The organism is Variovorax sp. PAMC26660, from assembly GCF_014302995.1.
Taxonomy (GTDB): domain Bacteria; phylum Pseudomonadota; class Gammaproteobacteria; order Burkholderiales; family Burkholderiaceae_C; genus Variovorax.
Window position 1 is genome coordinate 513,296 of sequence record NZ_CP060295.1, and the last position, 16,648, is coordinate 529,943.

The window sequence follows — 16,648 nt, forward strand, 5'->3', positions numbered from 1 at the left end:
TCAGAACGGCACGGTGAGGTTCATGCCGACCGTGCGCGCCGGGGTCAACGCGGCCTGCAGCAGGCCGGGGTTGATGGTGGCAACGTTCGTCAGCCCGCGCGAGTTGCCCAGGTTCCGCACATAGGCCGCCAGGCTGAAGTGCGGGAAGGCGATGCCGGCCTGCAGATCGACCACCGTATAGGCCGGCATCCTGAAGCTCGGCAGGATGGTGCTGCCGGCATAGCCGGCGTCGCGCTCGCCGACATGGCGCGCGCTGACCCCCAGGTAGGCCTGGCGCCCTGCAACGACGAACTGGCGCGTGGCGCCGACCGTGGCGGAGAAGCGTGCGGTCATGGGCAGCCGCGCGCCGGCATTGGCGCCCAGCCCTGCGGCACTGGTGGTGAGATGGGCGTCGATGGCGGAGGCGGAGGCGTTCACCCGCCATTCGGTGCTCGGCATCCAGTTCAGCGTCAGCTCGCCACCGCGGATGCGTGCGTTGCCCGCATTGGTGTAGTAATTGAAGGCACCGCTCTTGACGAACTGCTGGATGTTGCGCCACTCGATGTCGTAGAGCGCCGCCTCCAGCGACAGCGTCCGCGCCAGCAGGTCGGCCTTGTAGCCCAGCTCGTAGCTCCACAGCGAATCGGACTTGAACATCGGCTGGATGAGCGCCGTCTCGGCACCGGGCAGCAGCCCGTTGGGGCCGCCGGGCCTATAGCCGCTGGCGGCGCGAACGTACACATTGCTTGTCGGCGTGAGGGCGTACTTGGCCGCCAGAAGGTAGGTGTCGGCGCTCTCCGACGACGTGCCGCCAGACGTCGAGGTCGGGCCCGTCAACAGCCCCGACGAAGTGCTGGTGTAGCTCTGGTGGTTGCGCGCCACGCGCACGCCGCCGGTCAGCGACAGCGCGGGCGTCGGGTGCCATGTGACATCGCCGTAGGCAGCCACCTCCCGGTAGGTGCTGGGCTCGGTCGAGGTGATCAGGTTCAGGTTGCCCAGCCCGTAGCCCAGCGTCGCATCGGCGGACCCGATCTGGTTGCCGCGTTCGCGGTTCAGATACAGGCCGGCCAACCACTCGATGCTGGAATCGGGGCGCGAGGTCAGCCTGAACTCCTGGCTCAGGCGATGCTGCGGAACGACGTCCGACAGCCTCGCCGACTGTGCCGGCAGGCCCGCCAGAGCCAGCGTCGGCACGAAATTGGGACTGACGTCGTTGACGGTGCTGATCTTCACGTCCTGCACGGAGGTGATCGAATTCAGGCGCGCCCAGCCGAAGTCGTACTCCACATCCAGCCCGTACAGCGTGGTGCGGTTGCGAAAGGGCTCGTTGAGATAGAGGCGCCGGGTCCGGTTGCCTTCGATCGGCCGACCGGTGACCGGGTCCAGGTCTTCGATGCCCGAGCCGTTGCGGCGCACATCCTGCGTCGTTGCGGTCAAGCGGACCTTCAATTCCCTCGTCGGCGTCAACAGCAGAGACAGCCGCGCGCCGTCCGTGTTGCCGCTGTTGATGTTCCAGCCCGCCGCCGGGCCGACCGCCCTGTAGTCGCCGCCGAAATGGTCGTGGAAGGCGGCGATGCGGATGGCCGCCACGTCTTCCTTGATCGGCACGTTGAGCACGGTGCTGGCCGTGTAGCCGGGACCGCCGCCCTTGGTCGACGACGTGCCGAGCGTCACCGAGCCCGCGAACTCGGTCGTATCGGGCTGGTTGGTCACGTACTTGAGCACGCCGCCCATCGCGCCTGCACCGTACAGCGTGCCCTGCGGTCCGCGCAGGATCTCGATGTGGTTCAGGTCCAGCAGACCCATGTCCAGCGGCGTGGACGAGCCCAGCGCGTAGGGCGCGCTCGAGCCTGTCGCCACGTCGTCGATGTACACGCCGACGGTCGAGATGGTCTGCTGCCCGGTCGTCAGGCCGCGGATGCTGAGTGCGCCGCCCACGGTCCCCGTTCCCATCAGGTTGATGCCCGGCTGGTCCGCAACGTAGTCGGACAGCGTCTTGGCACCGGCGCGCTCCAGCGCCTCGCCCTGCAGCACATTGACCTGCATCGGCACTTCGCGCACCGGTTCGCGACGGCGTGTGGCCGTGACGGTGACGCTGTCCAGCGCCTTGGCCGATGGGGCGCCTGCTTCGCTCGGTGCGTCAGGGCTTGGCGGCACGGGTGCAGGCTGCGCCTGCACGGTCTGCCCCATCAGGCCGACGGCCGAAGCCACCAGCAATGCGAGCGGTGCGGCGCGCAGCGACAAGGGGCGGGAGGTCCGGCAGAAACCGGGACGGTCGAGGCGATTCATGGTGTGAGGCACTCCAACGAAATGGCGGGGCGGTGGTCGATCCGGTCGGCATCCTACAAACTATTTTCTATATTCGCAATTTATTTTCTTATATGTATAAAACTAGTGAATACGACAAGTTTTACTGCCCACATAGATCCGATAATCGCAATCCGTACCGACCCCAACGCCCCCTCGCACCCATCCATGATCGAAGCCCTGCCCCCTCCTTCTCTCGCTCGCACTGCCCCTGGAGAAACGATTCGTGCCTTGCGCAAACGCCTGGGCCTCACGCTGGGCGAAGTCAGCGCGCGCACGGGCCTGGGCGTGTCGACATTGTCCAAATTGGAAAAAGGCCACGCGTCCCTGTCGTACGAAAAACTGCACCTGATCAGCCGCGGGTTGGGCGTCGACATGGCGCAGGTGCTCGAACCCTTGGGCAGCACCGGCGGCATGGCCGGTGCGCGCGGCGCGCCATTGCCACAGGGCCGCACCACGGGGCGGCGCATCGTGCAGCGCCGCGGCGAAGGCATGGCGATCGGCAATCGCAGCTATGGCCAGACCTACCTGGCCACCGAACTTTTGAACAAGCGGTTGACGCCGATGGTCACGGAAGTGCGCGCACGCAGCCTTGACGATTTCTTCGCGGAGTTCGGCGGCTTCATTCACCACCCAGGCGAAGAGTTCAGCTATGCGCTCGAAGGACAGATCGAGTTCCACACCGAGCTCTACGCGCCGGTGCTGCTCAATCCCGGCGACTCGGTCTACTTCGACAGCGACATGGGGCACGCCTACCTGGCCGTTGGCGACGCCCCGTGCCGGTTGCTCTCGGTCTGCGAATCCGTGGGGGAAGCGCATCCGTCGATGAGCGCATCTGTCGAACACACGGCCGCTCGCCAGCCCGATGCCGCAACCGCCGTGGCGTCTGCGTCAGTGCCCGCGTCGCGGGGAAAGAAACAGAAATAAGGTTGCGAAAATGAAGAGGCTCATCTGGCTACTGCTCCTTGCCTGCGGCGCGCTGCATGCAGCTGAAACGGCCTCGGCTCCGTCTCGCTCTCCGGACAATCCCGACCTGCCGGCGAGCATCGTCGAACTCATACCAGCGGGGTATGAAGAGCTGGACCATCTCTCCGGCCACCTTTCCGGCACCAACCGCCTGGACTACCTGGTGGTCATCCATCGTGCTGTCGATACGATGGAGCAACCATCTCCACGCCCCTTGCTGATCTTCACCCAGGAGCCCGCTGGCACGTTCAGGCTGGCGGCGAGAAATGACGCAGTCATACTGCGCGCCAACGATGGCGGCCAGTGCGATCCGTTCACCGACAGCGCCGATGATGGGCTCGCGATCAAGGGTCGCTATTTCACTGTGCAGCACGGCGTTGCCTGCGGCCTGCTTCAACATTGGACGGACTACGTCACCTTCCGCTACGACCAGGATCGACGCGGCTGGTTGTTCCACAGTCAAATCGCGCAGAACTGGCGGCAGAACGATGGACCGACGGGCGGCATTTTCAAGCCAGACCCGGCACGCATCACCAAGGCCAACAAGGACCGTCCCGTTTCCTTCGAGGCGTGGCGGCCCAACGGTTGGTGCATCCATCCGTGGAGAGAAGACCACGAGAACGACAGTGCCTGTTCGGCGGTTCAGTCTCAGGTTGGCGCCAACACCCGAAAACTACAACCTGGAAAGACTCCGTAGGGCCTGCGCAGTTGGACATCGGCTGCGCTGAGCTCGGGAAGAACTCCGCCATGACCGACCTTCTGGACATTGAGCTTCACCGCGGTGATGCCCTTTTCTGTTCTGCTCCACTACCATGCCGAGACGCGGGTGAGGAAGATTTCGGGGTGGCTCATCAGCTCGCGCGCCCTGGAAGCACCGGGCAACTGCATCGTGACGCGCAATCGCGTCTTGCAAGCGACGATGGAAGGCGAACTCCATTGCGTTTTCTCAAGTCTTTCCTCATTGCCGCGCTTGCGGCCGCACACGACTTCCAAAACCATCAAAGAACAGGAGCCTTATGCGTCAACTCTCCCCCAACGCCCAACTCGTCTCCGACATCTTCGACGAAGTCGCCAAGGGCAATGGCGCGCCTTTTTGGGAGGCATGCCACGATGATGTCGTCTGGCGAACCATCGGCGAAGGCTCCTGGAGCGGCGAATTCGCAGGCAAGCAAACCATCATCGACGAGGTGTTCCGCCCGCTCAATCGCGCGCTCGCTGAACGAGCCACCATCCCGACCCGCCTGGTGGATGGTGGTGATGTCATCGTTCTGCAAGCCAGGGGCAAGAACCTGACCCGCGACGGTCAACGCTACGAGAACGACTATGTCTTCGTGATCCACTTCGAGGGCGGAAAGATCATTCGATATGAAGAATATTGCGACACGGAACTGATCGCTCGTGTCCTGCCCGACCGCATTGCAGCCAAGTCGATCCCCATACCCAAGTGAGCATGCGTCGCGCTGTAGATGCGCGGCCTGCCCCTTCCATCGCGCCGGGTCCCTAGTGCCCACCACCTAGATAGGCAGCCTTCACAGCCGGGTCGCTGCGCAATTTTTCCGCCGGCCCGTGCAGCGAGATGCGCCCGTTCTCCAGCACATAGCCGTAGTCGGCCACGCCGAGCGCGGCGGCGGCGAACTGCTCCACCAGCAGCATCGTCACGCCCTCGCTCTTGAGCCGTTCGATGATGCGGAACACCTCGGCCACCAGGATCGGCGCCAGGCCCATCGAGGGTTCGTCGAGCAGCACCACCTCGGGGTTCAGCATCACGGCGCGCGCCATGGCCAGCATCTGCTGTTCGCCGCCCGACAGCGTTCCGGCCAGTTGCGTGCGGCGCTCCTTCAGGCGCGGAAAGAGTTCGAGCGCGCGTTCCAGGTCGCCCGCCACATCGCCGCGCGGGCGGCTGCCGGTCAGGCGCGGAAAGGCGCCCAGCGTGAGGTTGTCGGTGACGGTCATGGTCGCGAACACGCGCCGGCCTTCAGGCGAATGCGCCAGGCCCTGCTTGGCGATGTGGTACGACTCCAGGCCGTCGATGCGCTTGCCGTTGAGCGTGATCTCGCCCGCGGTGGGCGCGATCATTCCCGAGACGGCCCGCATGGTGGTGGTCTTGCCGGCGCCGTTGGAGCCGATCAGCGTCACGACCTTGCCTCTGGGCACCTCGATCGAGATGCCGTGCAGCACCTGCACCTTGCCGTAGCCCGCAAAAAGATTCTGGATGGTCAGCATGATGGGTTTCCTGGTCTTGCGTTGCCAGCGCGTGTCATGTGCTGCCGCCCAGATAGGCCTCGATCACCTTCTCGTCGGCCTGCACCCTGGCCGGCTCGCCCTCGGCGATCTTCTGGCCGAAGTCGAGCACCGAGACGGTGTCGCACATGCTCATCACCACGTCCATGTGATGCTCGATCAGGATCACGGTCACGCCGTGCTCGCGGATCTTGCGGATGATGGTGATCAGCTCCTTGATGTCGGGCGCGGTCAGCCCCGCGGCCGGCTCGTCGAGCAGCAGCAACTGCGGATCGAGCGCCAACGCACGCGCGATCTCCAGCAGGCGCTGCTTGCCATAGGGCAGGTTGCGCGCCTCCTCGGTGGCGAAGGCCTCTAGGCCGACGAACTTCAGCAGGCCCAGCGCTCGTTGCACCGCCGCCGCACTCTCGCGCCGGTAGCGCGGTGTGCTCACCGCCACGTCGAGCAGGTTGCTCGCAAAGCTGTGGTGCAGGCCGACCTGCACGTTCTGCAGCGCGGTCATTTCGCCGAAGAGCTGCACGTTCTGAAAGGTGCGCGCAATGCCCGACAGCGCGATGTCGGCCGAGGTGCGACCGACCAGCGAACGGCCACCGAAGGAGATGGCACCGGCCGTGGGCACGTAGATGCCGGTCAGCACATTCATCATGGTGCTCTTGCCGGAGCCGTTGGGTCCGATCAGGCCATGGATGGTGCCGCGCTTGATGCGCAGGTCGACGTTGTTGAGAGCCTTCAGGCCGCCGAACTGCATCAGCACGCCAGAGGCCTCCAGCACGTCTTCGGTGCCGCCGGCATGGGCCGCGGTGGAGACGGCATCGGCCGGTGCTGCGTCGACATCCGCCGCCGCGACCGACGCCACGGGCCGGCGAATGTTGAAGGCCTGGCGCACGAAGCCGACGATGCCGTCCTGCAGGTAGTACACGACGAACAGCATGATCACGCCGAAGATCGACAGCCGCCAGTCCGTCATGGCATCGAGCCAGAAGGCCAGGCCCGCAAGTGCGATGCTGCCGACCACGGGAATGGCCATCTGCGCCGGCGTGACGCGCTGCCGCTTGATGGCCACCACCGCGGCCACCAGCACCAGCACGGCCAGCCCCACCGAGACATAGCGGAACAGCACCACGTCGTCCAGCAGCTTGGGCAGCAGCACGATGATGGTGGCGCCCAGCATGGCGCCGATGCGGCTCTTGCGCCCGCCCATGATCACCGCCAGCAGGAACAGCACGGTGAGCTCGAAGTTGTACGAGTTGGGCGAGATGTACTGCTCGGAGTAGGCATAGAGGCTGCCCGCAAGCCCTGCAAAGCCCGCACTGATGACGAAGGCGTAGACCTTGTAGCGATAGACCGACACGCCCATGCAGTCGGAGGCCACCGGGCTGCCGCGCAGCGCCTCGAAGGCCCGCCCGAGGTGCGAGCGCAGGATGCGGTGCACCACCACCAGCGCCAGCACCATCAGCACCGCCACCACCCAGTAGTACTCGCGGTCGTCGAGCTTGTGGCCGAACAGCGCGGGCTTCTCAAGCTTGATGCCCATCGGGCCGTCGGTCAGGAAGCTCATCTCGTTGATGAGGATCTGGATGATCGTGCCGAAGGCCAGCGTGACCATGGCCAGGTAGGGCCCCGACACGCGCAGCGCCGGCAAGGCCAGCAGCGCGCCGAAGCCGGCGGTGAACAAGATGGCGAACGGCACCGTGATCCAGAACGGCGCCGACAGCTTGAACACCAGCACGCCGGCCGCATAAGCGCCCAGGCCGAACAGGCCAGCGTGGCCCAGCGAGACCTGGCCGGTGTAGCCGACCACGATGTCGAGCCCGAACAGCAGGATCGCGTAGATCATGATGGTCTCGAGCAGGTGGATGTAGTACGGGTTGTCGATGCCGATCGGGAACAGCAGCAGCGCGGCCACGCCGGCGATGGCCAGAAGGAGACGGCTGGTCTTCATTTTTTCTTTGGGATTCATGGCCACGCGCTCACACCTTCTTGATGGCAGCCTTGCCGAACAGGCCCGAGGGGCGTATGGCGAGCACGATCAGCAGCAGCACCAGTCCGGGCACGTCCTTGTAGCCGGTGCTCAGGTAGAAGCCGGTGGTGGTCTCGGCAATGCCCAGGATGATCCCGCCCACCACGATGCCCATGCCGCTGGTGAGCCCGCCGATGATGGCAACCGCGAAGGCCTTCAGGCCGAGCACCGCACCCATCGAGGCACCGGTCAGGGTAAGCGGCGCGATCAGCACGCCCGCAAAGGCCGCCGTCATGGACGACAGCGCATACGAGAAGGTGATCACCAGGCCGGTGTTGATGCCCATCAGCTTGGCCGCGTCGCGGTCATTGAAGGTCGCGACCACGGCCTTGCCGTAGATCGAGCGGCGGTTGAACAACTCGACCGCCAGCATCATGAGCAGCGCACCGACGACCACCAATATCTCCATCGGCAGCACGTTCGCGCCCAGGAAGTGCAGCGGCGATTCAGGCAGCGGCGACGGAAACTTCAGGTCGTCGCGCCCCCAGACGTTCTCGGCCACGTTGGTGAAGATGATGCCCAGCGCGATGGTGGACATGATCCAGCCGAACTCGGACTTGATCTTGATCGCCGGCCGCACGGCGATGCGCTCCACCACCGTCCCCTGGAAGGCGCCGAACAGGCACACCAGCGGAATCATCAGCCAGTAGTTCAGCCCCATGTTCACCAGCGTCAGGCCGACCATGGCGCCGAGCATGAGGGCGTTGCCCTGGCCGAAGTTCAGCGTGTCCGACGTGGCGAATGTGAGCTGGTAGCCGAATGCGATGACGGCGTAGATCATGCCCAGCGCAATGCCACTGAAGATGAGTTGGGTGAGGATTTGCATGGCGGCTCGAGAGAAGCGTTGGACCAAAAAATGCGCCGCCGCGGGAACGGGCCCGGGGCGGCGCCGGCGCTCGGGCCGCTGTTTACTTCTTCAGCAGGGCATCGTTGGCGGCCACATCCTTCATGCGCACGGTGCCGGCGCTCTTCTGATCGTCGGCACTGGCGAAGACCACGCGGCCGGCCTTGACCTCGCCGAACACCGGAATGTTGGCGGTGATGGCGTCATGGTCGGTCTTGGTGAAGGGCTTGTTGTAGGTCGTCACCACGCCTTCGACCGGTGCCTGCAGGTCTTCGAGCGCGGCCTTGATCTTCGGACCGTCGGTGCTGCCGGCCTGCTTGATCGCAGCAGCGAGCAGGTAGATGGAGTCGTAGCCCTGCGCCGCCGACACCGGCGAATCCATGCGGTTGTTCTTCGGCTTGAACTTGCCGACGAAGGCCTCGATGAACGCCTTGCGCTTGGGCGTGGTCGGCTCCTGGATGAAGGTCTGCGGCATGCGCGCGCCGTCACCGCCGGGGCCGGCGTTGTCGATGAAGTTGGCCATGGCCAGGGTCCAGCTGCCGATGATCGGCACCTTCCAGCCCAGCTTGGTCATGCCGTTGGCGATCTGGGCCAGCTCGGGGCCGATGCCGTAGGTGAGCACGGCCTCGGCGCCGGCTTCCTTCGACTTCAGCAACTGGGCCGTCATGTCGACGTCCTTGATGTTGAACTTCTCGACCGCCACGGCCGTGATGCCCTTGTTCTTGAGCGCGCGCTCCAGATCCTCGCGGCCGAGCTGGCCGTAGTTGGTGGAGTCGGCCAGGATCGCGACCTTCTTGTAGCCGCGGCGCGTGATGGCCTCTTCCACGATCATCGGCGCCTGAATGCTGTCGTGCGCGGCATTGCGGAAGACGTAGTTCTCAGGCTCCTTGTCGAACTGGTGCGTGATGACCGAGCCGGTTGCCACGTTGTTGAGCACCGGAATCTTCGCCTCCTGGAAGAAGCGCTGCGAGGCCAGCGCCACGCCGGTGTTGATGTAGCCCACGGCGGCCACGACCTTTTCCTTGTTGACGAACTCCTGGGCAATCTGCACGCCGCGTTCGTTCTTGGCTTCGTCGTCGCGTTCGACCAACTGGATCTGGCGGCCCAGCACACCGCCGGACTTGTTGATTTCTTCGGCGGCCAGCCGCACGCCGTCGCGCATGCTCACGCCCATCGAGGACGAGCCGCCGGTGAAGGGACCGTCCACGCCGATCTTGATCGGATCGGCCGCGAAGGCGGCGACCGAAAGGGCGAGCGCGCTGGTCAGGGCCAGCAGCTTGAATCGGAATTGCATGGAAAGGTCTCCAACGATGTTGTGAAGGTCTGGGTCGGACCGAAAGGGACGACGCGCAAGTGCGAAGCCTGCAAAACATAGTCGATAAACCGTTCGGCGCCCAGAGAGTGACAACCCTAGCCGGACCTGTTCCGAGGGAGACCTCCCCCACGCCGGGAGTCAGACGGGCGCGTAGGCGCCTGTGCCTCCCGGCCAAGCCGTCAGCACTTCATATCCCTCGGGTGTGACAGCCACCATGTGTTCCCACTGGGCGGACAGAGACCTGTCCTTCGTCACGACCGTCCACCCGTCGGGCAATTGCCGGGTTTCGCGTTGGCCTGCGTTGAGCATCGGCTCGATGGTGAAGACCATCCCCGGCTCCAGCTTGAGACCTTCCCCACGCCGCCCGTAGTGCAGCACTTGCAGTTCTTCGTGATAGACCTGACCAATGCCGTGCCCGCAGTATTCGCGCACCACGCTGAAATGCTCCCGCTGGGCAACCGACTGGATGGCATGGCCGATATCGCCCAGCGTCGCTCCAGGCTTGACCTGGTGGATTCCGGCCAGCATGGCTTCGTACGTTGTCTCCACCAGGCGCCGCGCCAACACGCTGGGGGTGCCGACGAAGTACATGCGGCTGGTGTCGCCGAACCAGCCATCCTTGATGACGGCGACATCGATGTTGACGATGTCGCCCTTCTTCAGAATCTTGTCGGGTGAAGGGAGGCCGTGGCAAACCACCTGATTGACAGAAGTGAGGATGGTCTTGGGATATCCGAGATACCCCACGTTGGCTGGAATGGCGCCCTGCACTTTCACGATGTGCTCGTGGCAGATCTGGTCGAGCGTCTCCGTGCTCACCCCCGGCACGACGTAGGGCTCGATCATGCTGAGAACCTCCGCGGCAAGCCCGCCGGCCCGCCGCGCCATTTCGATGTCCTCTGCGGACTTGATGGAAATGTCGCGAGCCATCAGCGTTTTCCGGTTGCCGATGCGCGCGGCTTGCCAGAAGACTGGGCTGTTGCAGCCGCAGCGATGTCCAGCCCGCCCGAGAGTTCAGCCTGTATCAACAGTTGGCAGACCTCCCGGTAATCCAGCTCCGGGTGCATCTCGGTCAGCATGCCGACCCGCATCCAGTGCTCGGCTTGCGCGTTGATGGACCTGCTGAGGGCGTTCCCCGCCACTCGCAGGTTCTCGTGCATGAGGTCTGAAATTTTTACGATGCCCATTTGCAATCTCTATATGAAACGTATATCAATTATATATACATCATATGGTCGAGCGGGATCTGGGCAGATGAGGTCCCCAAGGCCGCTGCGGGTCACAGTGCAGCCGCCGGGACTTCAACTACAGTCGGCCATCGGCACTCGCTCGATTCGCGAACCCAGACAGGATGCAGAGCCCTTCTGGTCGCCGACCGAGGCCCCAATAGCTTGGAGAACCATGAGAATCATTCGTTGGTCTGCTGCACTCGCATCATTGGCACTTGCCGGCTGCTTCGCTTCCAAGCCCGTCGAGGTCCGCATCACCCCGACTGCCTATCAAGTAGGCGACGTCAGATCTGAGCTCGCCACGCCTGTGGTGGATGAAGTGGTGCGCAGCAAGCCGAGCAGGGTTCTGATTGCGGCTTGCCGGGCCACGCCCCCGCCGAAAATCATTCAGTTCGAACAAGAGCTGAGAGCTCGGCATCAGGTCGAACTCGCGCTGACACTGTTGGACGAGGGATGCCCGTCTGCCTAGCCGCTTTCGGCGGCCGATTCAACCGATCCATGCACACGACAGATATACACGTCTGCGACGACATTGATCCAGCATTCGCAGCCTTGCTCGAGCAAGGGCTCAATGGTTTCAACGATGTCGCGGTGGGGTATGGCGACAGAACGCCACTTGCCGTCGTCCTGTCCGACGCACAGACACACCAGCCCATCGGTGGTGCTGTCGGACGATCATCGCTGGGGTTGCTTTTTCTTGACCTCTTCTACCTTCCTGCAACGCTCAGAGGTCGCGGTCTGGGTTCGGAGATTCTGCGGAAATTCGAAACCGAGGGTCAAAGACGCGGTTGCGTTTCAGCGGTTCTCTACACCATCAGTTTTCAAGCGCCGGAGTTCTACAAGCGCCATGGGTGGAAGGTGTTTGGCGAGATTCCATGCGCGCCGACCGGAACAAGCCGCATATTTTTGACGAAGACGCTGTGACGTCTTGCGGACAGGAGCGGCGAATGGGCATGGAAGGCTCGGAATGAGATGAGGGCCTGAAGTTGAGAGTCGGATCGAGCGCGGAGTCAGGCGTCGCTGTTGAGAGGCTTGTGGCGTTGCTCGGCATATGCCTTGAGCGACTGCATGGTTCGAGGAAGCCCCTCGCGAACCTGCCTGGCAACGCCCGGCCCGAACAGAAAGGCAAGGGCACCTGTGAACCACACGCGGTGAGCCACCTCCGACCCGCCGGCTACCGCAGACACCGTGTGCTCGAAGTGCATGCGAAACAGAGGGATGTAACCCTCTACGGTGAACGATCGGCCCTCGGTACGCTCCGTGACAGCCATCGGCACGCCCATGCCTTTGCGGGGAGAAATCCGGCCCCTTGTACCAACCGCGAATGGCCCATTGAGTCGGGCTTGCTTTGTGTCCGGGTCCCAAAGATGCCATCGGTCGACCTCGCTCCAAATATGGTCGATGACCGTGGGCGGGACTGCGATGTGGATGCGTTCTTCGATATGCATAGGATGGATGAAGCTTGTTGCGAAGCCTAGCGGAATGCCTCCCGCAGAACCCGAGTAGTACGCTAGGCGAGGCGGGATATTCCGGACATGGCTCGGCACATGCGATGAGATTTCCGTCGGCCAATGCGCGCTCGTCCGCTCGGCTACCATCCTGACGATTCATTCTTCCCCCCTCACAAGCAAACGACTCGAGGACATGCTCACCGCGCTCTACTACCTGCTGATGCTCTTGCTCGGATTTGCCTGGTACAAATTCGGGCAAAACCTACTCCGGAAGGGTTATCGCGATGAGAACGACCAACGCACCGAAGGACTTGTGGGGCCGGTGGGAATGCTCGTGATTGCTGCCGTGGCCTGCTACCTCTTGTTCGCGTTGTTGCGCGCGCTGGTTCGGGGTGAGGTGCCATGCATCGGCAAGGGTTGCAAGATGCACGTCTACACACTGGCGGCAAATGCGGGCGATTACTGGGCCAACATGTTTTACCTCGCGTGGATGGTGCTTGGCCTGGGCTATGCGGTGTATGTGACGCTCAAGATTTGGTTCCGGCAGTAAGGCTGTCGGAGCGGGTCAGCACCTGAAAGACGGCCGACGGCCCATGAGCGGTGGGTCAGGGCTTGCTGCCAGTCGCCTTGGTGGCTTGAGTCATGACGGTCGCCCATGCACCGTCAATGCGCTTCCAAACCTCCACCACCCACAGCCCGCCGCTGAAAAAGCGAGTGATCACAAGATCGCCTTGCTGTTCGTGTTGCTCGCGTTCGCGCGGGACATAGGGCCGCTGCTTCTGCGTTTGGAGGTTGCCCATCCGTTCGGTCCGAGACATGAACTGGCCGTTCTGCTGGACAGTCGTGAAGTTGCTCGCGGTGTATCTACCCCATTGCGCCGAATCGACTGCATAAAAGGCTTCGTCGCGTTCACGCATGGCGACCTGAAGGTCGAGAGGGAGCGTGGTCGTGTCGGTCATGGAAACACTGTAGCAAACGCTTCCGGCCGCGGGCGGCATGGGCGCTGTCAGCGAATTTTCCCGACTCGACAAGAGCCGATCACCCCCGCCGATCAGGCGGGCACGCGGATCGAGTGGCCGTAACCGGACAGTCGCGCGACCGGCTACAGTCGGCCAGAGGATGACAGTTCGCAGCCACGAACGGGCAATTCGCTCGAGCCTGCATGTCGCCTCGAATGCCGCATCAGAGCAAAGCTCTTGGGCTTTGCATGAACAGCACTCTCTCAACCCACGAAGAAGACCGACATGACCGAGACAGCCAAGGTAAAGGGACCCGCCTCCTACTTTCCCTCGATCGAAAAGACGTACGCCAAGCCCATCGCGCATTGGATGGCGATTCTTCAGGAAGCAGGCCCCCTGAAGCACATGGAGCTTGTCAACCAGCTCAAAGCCCAGCACCAGATCGGCCACGGGCACGCGAACGCCTTGGTTGCGGCATTTCTTGCGAAGAAGTAGCACTCGCCCTGCGCGCAAGGAATGCGTGCTTTGGGTCAACAGCGGTGCGAATGGATGACAACCCAAGCGATCGGTTGAGGCGAAGAACGATCACAACAAGCACTCATCAAACTGAAGCCATGCGAAATCTATCTACCTGTCTGTTGGCTGCCACTTCCTTCTTCCATCTGAGTGCCATGGCTCAACCAAGCCTGTGCGCGCCGAATGAAGTCACCGAATGGTCTTGTGCGGCCAAGAAGAAAATCTATTCTCTGTGCTCATCCAAGGACCTTGGAGCCAACGCAGGCTACATGCAGTACCGCGCTGGCAGCGCTTCGAAGACGGAGTTTGTATTCCCCGAACGCCAGGCGCATCCAAAGGGAAACTTTCGTCTCGCACTGCAGGCGAAGGGCGTCACGTTGAGTTTCTCGAACGCCGGATACGAATACGCCATCTATGAATCGATGGAGGGATCAACCCTCATTGATGTCACCAAAAGCCAGGGAGCCCAGGTAGGTTCTGTGGCATGCAATTCGGCCACCGATACGCTCACGTTGACGAGCACGATGAAGCGCTTCGAGCTGCTGGGTATTTATCGATGAGCGATCCGGCGAGGTCCGGCACATCCGGCAAGTCTTGCAGTCCAAAGGATGGAAGCGGCCGCAGTCGATCTGCCTTTTTTCGCTCGCGCTGTTGTGCTGTGGCGACCTGGGCTTAGAGGCTTCCCTCTTTCCAAAGCACGATCAGCTCGATCGGCCAGAACTCGAACGGCACCATCATCACCGCCCGGGTCGATGGGTGGGTCAGGATGGGAAACAAACCCGATGAGAGCACGCCATTCGGGATGTGTTTGCGAAAACCCATGAACGTCGCGGACTGCACCACCTTGTTGGAAAACACCTTGGGAAGTTCAAACCCCATGGAGCGATCCATTTCATCCGTGACCAGCCTGGCCACCTCCTTCAGCTCCGGATCGGCGAAATCGATGTTCTTGAGCGAGAAGAATGTGTGGCCGATCAACCGCAACTCTTGCGGGCGCGAGTCGAAGTAGCTGTCCGGCGAGTGCACCAGCAACGCCGGGCAGTTGGCTTCCCCGGGCTTGAACAACAACTGATTGGCTTGAACCAGAGCGCCCCAGACGATATGCCCCTCGGTGAGCAGCAGTGTCTGCCGCTCGAAAAATTCAGTCAGGCCGTCGGTTGGCTTCAACCATGGCGGCGTGGGCCCGAGCAGCGACGCCAGCGCGATGGAGTTCATATGCTGCTGCCGCAGCTCGTAGCTGGCGCGCAGCTTGTTGACGATGCGCTCCATTTCCGGCTCCGGTTGCACCGGCTTGACGAAGTGCGCGCCCGAACCAGCCAAGGGCTTTTCCAGCACCTTGCCCGCAACGAAGGATTCCCCTGTGTTGGTGATGCCGTGGTAGGCCCACAGAACGGGCGGATTCCCCCAGTTCAAAGCGTCGCACACCGTTTCTCCCGGCAGCAGGTATTCCACCTTCTGGCCATACCAATCCTTGAACTGGTCTGCCGTGTAGAAATCGCCCGTCACGCTGCTCAACTGCCATGCGGCATCCTGGGGGATGTACCCGCCGAACCTGGTGATCTGGATCTTGTGCGGGGAGATGTTCTTGATGCTGGTCGAATAGCAGTAATAACGACCGTCGGCCCGCTGATCGCTCGCGCCGTAGGAGATCTCGATGAACTGCTTGCCACGCTCCAACTGGTTGAGCGTCAGCGAGGTATCGGCAGCCAGCTTGCTCTGCAGCTGCTTCAGGATGTCCGGCGGCAAGCTGTGCCAATCGGATTTATTGACCCACTCGGTGTGCAGCAGCTGCCCCCTGGGGTCGCAAACGTAGAAGCACTTCACGTCGGTGATAAGGCCCGACACGGCGTAACGCTGGGTCGGTGGCGCCAGCAGCTTGACCTGGCCGTCGTTGACCTCCGCGACCTGCACCCATCGCGGCGTCGCACCCGACATGTTGGGCACAAAGATGCGATTGCCGCCGTGGCGGGAAAACTCCTGCAGCCGCTCCTGGGCCGGCGTCAGCGTGCGGGACTTGACTTCGTCCATGAGCTTGTTGATCTCGTAGAAAGCCAGGATCGAGTCGCCGCCTTCCTTCCCGTATCTGAATTGCTTGATGACCTTGTTGTGCGGAAAGACGAGATCTTTTCTGTCCAGCGCTATGCAAAGCATGTTTTCGTGGGTTGCCCAGTGCCCTCCAAGACTGCGAATGGTGCACTCGCCCAGGAAGGCGCCAATCAAATGGATGGCGCCCTTCCACCGGTCATCGGTGGGTCGCAGCCAACCCAGGCTCCCAGCAGTTCGACGTAGTAGCCATTGCCCTCCTCCACCTCCAGGCGATAGGCGCGCGCAGGTTGAGCGCTGGCCTGTACCTCCTGCACCATGGCATTGCCGTTGAAGCTGAGCATCAGGGCCTGCCCGGTGCCGAGCTGGCTGGCAGCCAGCCAACCCGACGACTGAGTCCAGATCGGCTGGCTTGGAGCGACAAGCAGGGTGTCCTTGATGCCGTCGGCAAAGTTCTGCAAGGTGACGCGCACCATCGATTGCACCTCGACGCTCGTCATGAGCGTCACCCGCCGGTATTGGTACTCGCCGTGATGGCGGCGACGCGGAGGCGGAGGCCGCTGTTCCGCGTGCGTGAGAACCCAATCCCCCGCACGAATGTCCTCGATGGGTTGCAGGCCTTGCTTCGTGTGTATTCGTGTCCCACTGGCGAATCCCGATTCGGGGGCCGGCGTCAGGGTGGGCAATGGCGTGGTGAGCATGGAGAAATGCGTCTTGCAGTCCAAAGGATAGAAGCGGCCGCGGTCGACAAGCGTTTTTCGCGCGCGCTGTTGTGCTG

Annotated in this window: 20 protein-coding genes; 8 read left to right on the forward strand and 12 right to left on the reverse strand. The window is 62.8% G+C overall.

Annotated elements, in window-relative coordinates; translation table 11 throughout:
* A complete protein-coding gene (locus H7F35_RS02400) occupies positions 1 to 2,268 on the reverse strand; it encodes a TonB-dependent receptor (protein ID WP_187111394.1) in 2,268 nt (755 codons plus the stop codon).
* 249 nt (positions 2,269 to 2,517) lie between these two features.
* Between H7F35_RS02400 and H7F35_RS02405 the strand changes: the two genes are divergently transcribed.
* Positions 2,518 to 3,213: a helix-turn-helix domain-containing protein gene (locus tag H7F35_RS02405; RefSeq protein ID WP_187111395.1), complete on the forward strand. Its 696-nt coding sequence runs from the start codon at positions 2,518 to 2,520 to the stop codon at positions 3,211 to 3,213.
* A gap of 10 nt (positions 3,214 to 3,223) precedes the next feature.
* Positions 3,224 to 3,949, forward strand: coding sequence for a hypothetical protein (locus H7F35_RS02410; RefSeq protein WP_187111396.1), 726 nt, complete (start codon positions 3,224 to 3,226; stop codon positions 3,947 to 3,949).
* A 110-nt stretch (positions 3,950 to 4,059) separates the two neighbouring features.
* On the opposite strand, the gene H7F35_RS02415 is transcribed toward H7F35_RS02410, so the two are convergent.
* Positions 4,060 to 4,251 carry a hypothetical protein gene (locus tag H7F35_RS02415; protein ID WP_187111397.1) on the reverse strand — a complete coding sequence of 64 codons (192 nt, stop codon included), beginning with the start codon at positions 4,249 to 4,251 and terminating at the stop codon, positions 4,060 to 4,062.
* Positions 4,252 to 4,268: 17 nt separating this feature from the next.
* On the opposite strand from H7F35_RS02415, the gene H7F35_RS02420 reads away from it, so the two are divergent.
* The gene (locus H7F35_RS02420) at positions 4,269 to 4,700 is read left to right on the forward strand and encodes a nuclear transport factor 2 family protein (protein ID WP_187111398.1); all 432 of its coding nucleotides are present in this window, start codon (positions 4,269 to 4,271) and stop codon (positions 4,698 to 4,700) included.
* A gap of 52 nt (positions 4,701 to 4,752) precedes the next feature.
* Here H7F35_RS02420 and H7F35_RS02425 read toward each other — a convergent pair whose 3' ends face one another.
* From H7F35_RS02425 to H7F35_RS02450, 6 genes are all read right to left on the reverse strand, one after another.
* Positions 4,753 to 5,475, reverse strand: a complete 723-nt coding sequence (locus H7F35_RS02425; RefSeq protein WP_187111399.1) for an ABC transporter ATP-binding protein — start codon at positions 5,473 to 5,475, stop codon at positions 4,753 to 4,755.
* A 34-nt stretch (positions 5,476 to 5,509) separates the two neighbouring features.
* Complete coding sequence (locus H7F35_RS02430; protein WP_187111400.1) at positions 5,510 to 7,435, reverse strand: ABC transporter permease subunit; 1,926 nt, start codon at positions 7,433 to 7,435, stop codon at positions 5,510 to 5,512.
* Positions 7,436 to 7,463: 28 nt separating this feature from the next.
* Positions 7,464 to 8,339 carry a branched-chain amino acid ABC transporter permease gene (locus tag H7F35_RS02435; protein ID WP_187111401.1) on the reverse strand — a complete coding sequence of 292 codons (876 nt, stop codon included), beginning with the start codon at positions 8,337 to 8,339 and terminating at the stop codon, positions 7,464 to 7,466.
* Between the two features lie 82 nt (positions 8,340 to 8,421).
* The gene (locus H7F35_RS02440) at positions 8,422 to 9,651 is read right to left on the reverse strand and encodes an ABC transporter substrate-binding protein (protein ID WP_187111402.1); all 1,230 of its coding nucleotides are present in this window, start codon (positions 9,649 to 9,651) and stop codon (positions 8,422 to 8,424) included.
* Between the two features lie 159 nt (positions 9,652 to 9,810).
* Positions 9,811 to 10,602, reverse strand: coding sequence for a type I methionyl aminopeptidase (map, locus tag H7F35_RS02445; protein WP_187111403.1), 792 nt, complete (start codon positions 10,600 to 10,602; stop codon positions 9,811 to 9,813).
* A complete protein-coding gene (locus tag H7F35_RS02450; RefSeq protein WP_187111404.1) occupies positions 10,602 to 10,859 on the reverse strand; it encodes a ParD-like family protein in 258 nt (85 codons plus the stop codon). Before H7F35_RS02450 ends, map begins: the two co-directional genes overlap by 1 nt.
* Before the next feature lie 214 nt (positions 10,860 to 11,073).
* Between H7F35_RS02450 and H7F35_RS02455 the strand changes: the two genes are divergently transcribed.
* On the forward strand, positions 11,074 to 11,370 hold the full coding sequence (locus tag H7F35_RS02455; protein WP_187111405.1) for a hypothetical protein: 297 nt from the start codon (positions 11,074 to 11,076) through the stop codon (positions 11,368 to 11,370).
* Between the two features lie 29 nt (positions 11,371 to 11,399).
* Complete coding sequence (locus H7F35_RS02460; protein ID WP_187111406.1) at positions 11,400 to 11,825, forward strand: GNAT family N-acetyltransferase; 426 nt, start codon at positions 11,400 to 11,402, stop codon at positions 11,823 to 11,825.
* 86 nt (positions 11,826 to 11,911) lie between these two features.
* On the opposite strand, the gene H7F35_RS02465 is transcribed toward H7F35_RS02460, so the two are convergent.
* Complete coding sequence (locus tag H7F35_RS02465) at positions 11,912 to 12,349, reverse strand: SRPBCC family protein (protein WP_187111407.1); 438 nt, start codon at positions 12,347 to 12,349, stop codon at positions 11,912 to 11,914.
* A 196-nt stretch (positions 12,350 to 12,545) separates the two neighbouring features.
* On the opposite strand from H7F35_RS02465, the gene H7F35_RS02470 reads away from it, so the two are divergent.
* Entirely contained in the window at positions 12,546 to 12,902 is a 357-nt protein-coding gene (locus tag H7F35_RS02470; protein ID WP_187111408.1) for a hypothetical protein, read from the forward strand.
* Between the two features lie 55 nt (positions 12,903 to 12,957).
* Here H7F35_RS02470 and H7F35_RS02475 read toward each other — a convergent pair whose 3' ends face one another.
* Positions 12,958 to 13,311 (reverse strand): nuclear transport factor 2 family protein, encoded by a 354-nt coding sequence (locus H7F35_RS02475; protein ID WP_187111409.1) that lies wholly within the window; start codon positions 13,309 to 13,311, stop codon positions 12,958 to 12,960.
* 285 nt (positions 13,312 to 13,596) lie between these two features.
* On the opposite strand from H7F35_RS02475, the gene H7F35_RS02480 reads away from it, so the two are divergent.
* Positions 13,597 to 13,806 carry a DUF4287 domain-containing protein gene (locus H7F35_RS02480; RefSeq protein ID WP_187111410.1) on the forward strand — a complete coding sequence of 70 codons (210 nt, stop codon included), beginning with the start codon at positions 13,597 to 13,599 and terminating at the stop codon, positions 13,804 to 13,806.
* Positions 13,807 to 13,856: 50 nt separating this feature from the next.
* On the forward strand, positions 13,857 to 14,387 hold the full coding sequence (locus H7F35_RS02485; RefSeq protein ID WP_187111411.1) for a hypothetical protein: 531 nt from the start codon (positions 13,857 to 13,859) through the stop codon (positions 14,385 to 14,387).
* Positions 14,388 to 14,499: 112 nt separating this feature from the next.
* Here H7F35_RS02485 and H7F35_RS02490 read toward each other — a convergent pair whose 3' ends face one another.
* Positions 14,500 to 16,047: a hypothetical protein gene (locus H7F35_RS02490; RefSeq protein WP_187111412.1), complete on the reverse strand. Its 1,548-nt coding sequence runs from the start codon at positions 16,045 to 16,047 to the stop codon at positions 14,500 to 14,502.
* Entirely contained in the window at positions 16,044 to 16,571 is a 528-nt protein-coding gene (locus H7F35_RS02495; protein WP_187111413.1) for a polymorphic toxin-type HINT domain-containing protein, read from the reverse strand. The genes H7F35_RS02490 and H7F35_RS02495 overlap by 4 nt, the downstream gene beginning before the upstream one ends.
* Between the last annotated feature and the right edge of the window lie 77 nt (positions 16,572 to 16,648).

Bases quoted from the DNA above. Each gene is read 5' to 3' on its own strand.
- H7F35_RS02400 (WP_187111394.1), bottom strand. From the start codon at position 2,268: ATGAATCGCCTCGACCGTCCCGGTTTCTGCCGGACCTCCCGCCCCTTG.
- H7F35_RS02410 (WP_187111396.1), top strand. From the start codon at position 3,224: ATGAAGAGGCTCATCTGGCTACTGCTCCTTGCCTGCGGCGCGCTGCAT.
- H7F35_RS02415 (WP_187111397.1), bottom strand. From the start codon at position 4,251: ATGGTTTTGGAAGTCGTGTGCGGCCGCAAGCGCGGCAATGAGGAAAGA.
- H7F35_RS02420 (WP_187111398.1), top strand. From the start codon at position 4,269: ATGCGTCAACTCTCCCCCAACGCCCAACTCGTCTCCGACATCTTCGAC.
- H7F35_RS02425 (WP_187111399.1), bottom strand. From the start codon at position 5,475: ATGCTGACCATCCAGAATCTTTTTGCGGGCTACGGCAAGGTGCAGGTG.
- H7F35_RS02430 (WP_187111400.1), bottom strand. From the start codon at position 7,435: ATGAAGACCAGCCGTCTCCTTCTGGCCATCGCCGGCGTGGCCGCGCTG.
- H7F35_RS02435 (WP_187111401.1), bottom strand. From the start codon at position 8,339: ATGCAAATCCTCACCCAACTCATCTTCAGTGGCATTGCGCTGGGCATG.
- H7F35_RS02440 (WP_187111402.1), bottom strand. From the start codon at position 9,651: ATGCAATTCCGATTCAAGCTGCTGGCCCTGACCAGCGCGCTCGCCCTT.
- map (WP_187111403.1), bottom strand. From the start codon at position 10,602: ATGGCTCGCGACATTTCCATCAAGTCCGCAGAGGACATCGAAATGGCG.
- H7F35_RS02450 (WP_187111404.1), bottom strand. From the start codon at position 10,859: ATGGGCATCGTAAAAATTTCAGACCTCATGCACGAGAACCTGCGAGTG.
- H7F35_RS02455 (WP_187111405.1), top strand. From the start codon at position 11,074: ATGAGAATCATTCGTTGGTCTGCTGCACTCGCATCATTGGCACTTGCC.
- H7F35_RS02460 (WP_187111406.1), top strand. From the start codon at position 11,400: ATGCACACGACAGATATACACGTCTGCGACGACATTGATCCAGCATTC.
- H7F35_RS02465 (WP_187111407.1), bottom strand. From the start codon at position 12,349: ATGCATATCGAAGAACGCATCCACATCGCAGTCCCGCCCACGGTCATC.
- H7F35_RS02470 (WP_187111408.1), top strand. From the start codon at position 12,546: ATGCTCACCGCGCTCTACTACCTGCTGATGCTCTTGCTCGGATTTGCC.
- H7F35_RS02475 (WP_187111409.1), bottom strand. From the start codon at position 13,311: ATGACCGACACGACCACGCTCCCTCTCGACCTTCAGGTCGCCATGCGT.
- H7F35_RS02480 (WP_187111410.1), top strand. From the start codon at position 13,597: ATGACCGAGACAGCCAAGGTAAAGGGACCCGCCTCCTACTTTCCCTCG.
- H7F35_RS02485 (WP_187111411.1), top strand. From the start codon at position 13,857: ATGGATGACAACCCAAGCGATCGGTTGAGGCGAAGAACGATCACAACA.
- H7F35_RS02495 (WP_187111413.1), bottom strand. From the start codon at position 16,571: ATGCTCACCACGCCATTGCCCACCCTGACGCCGGCCCCCGAATCGGGA.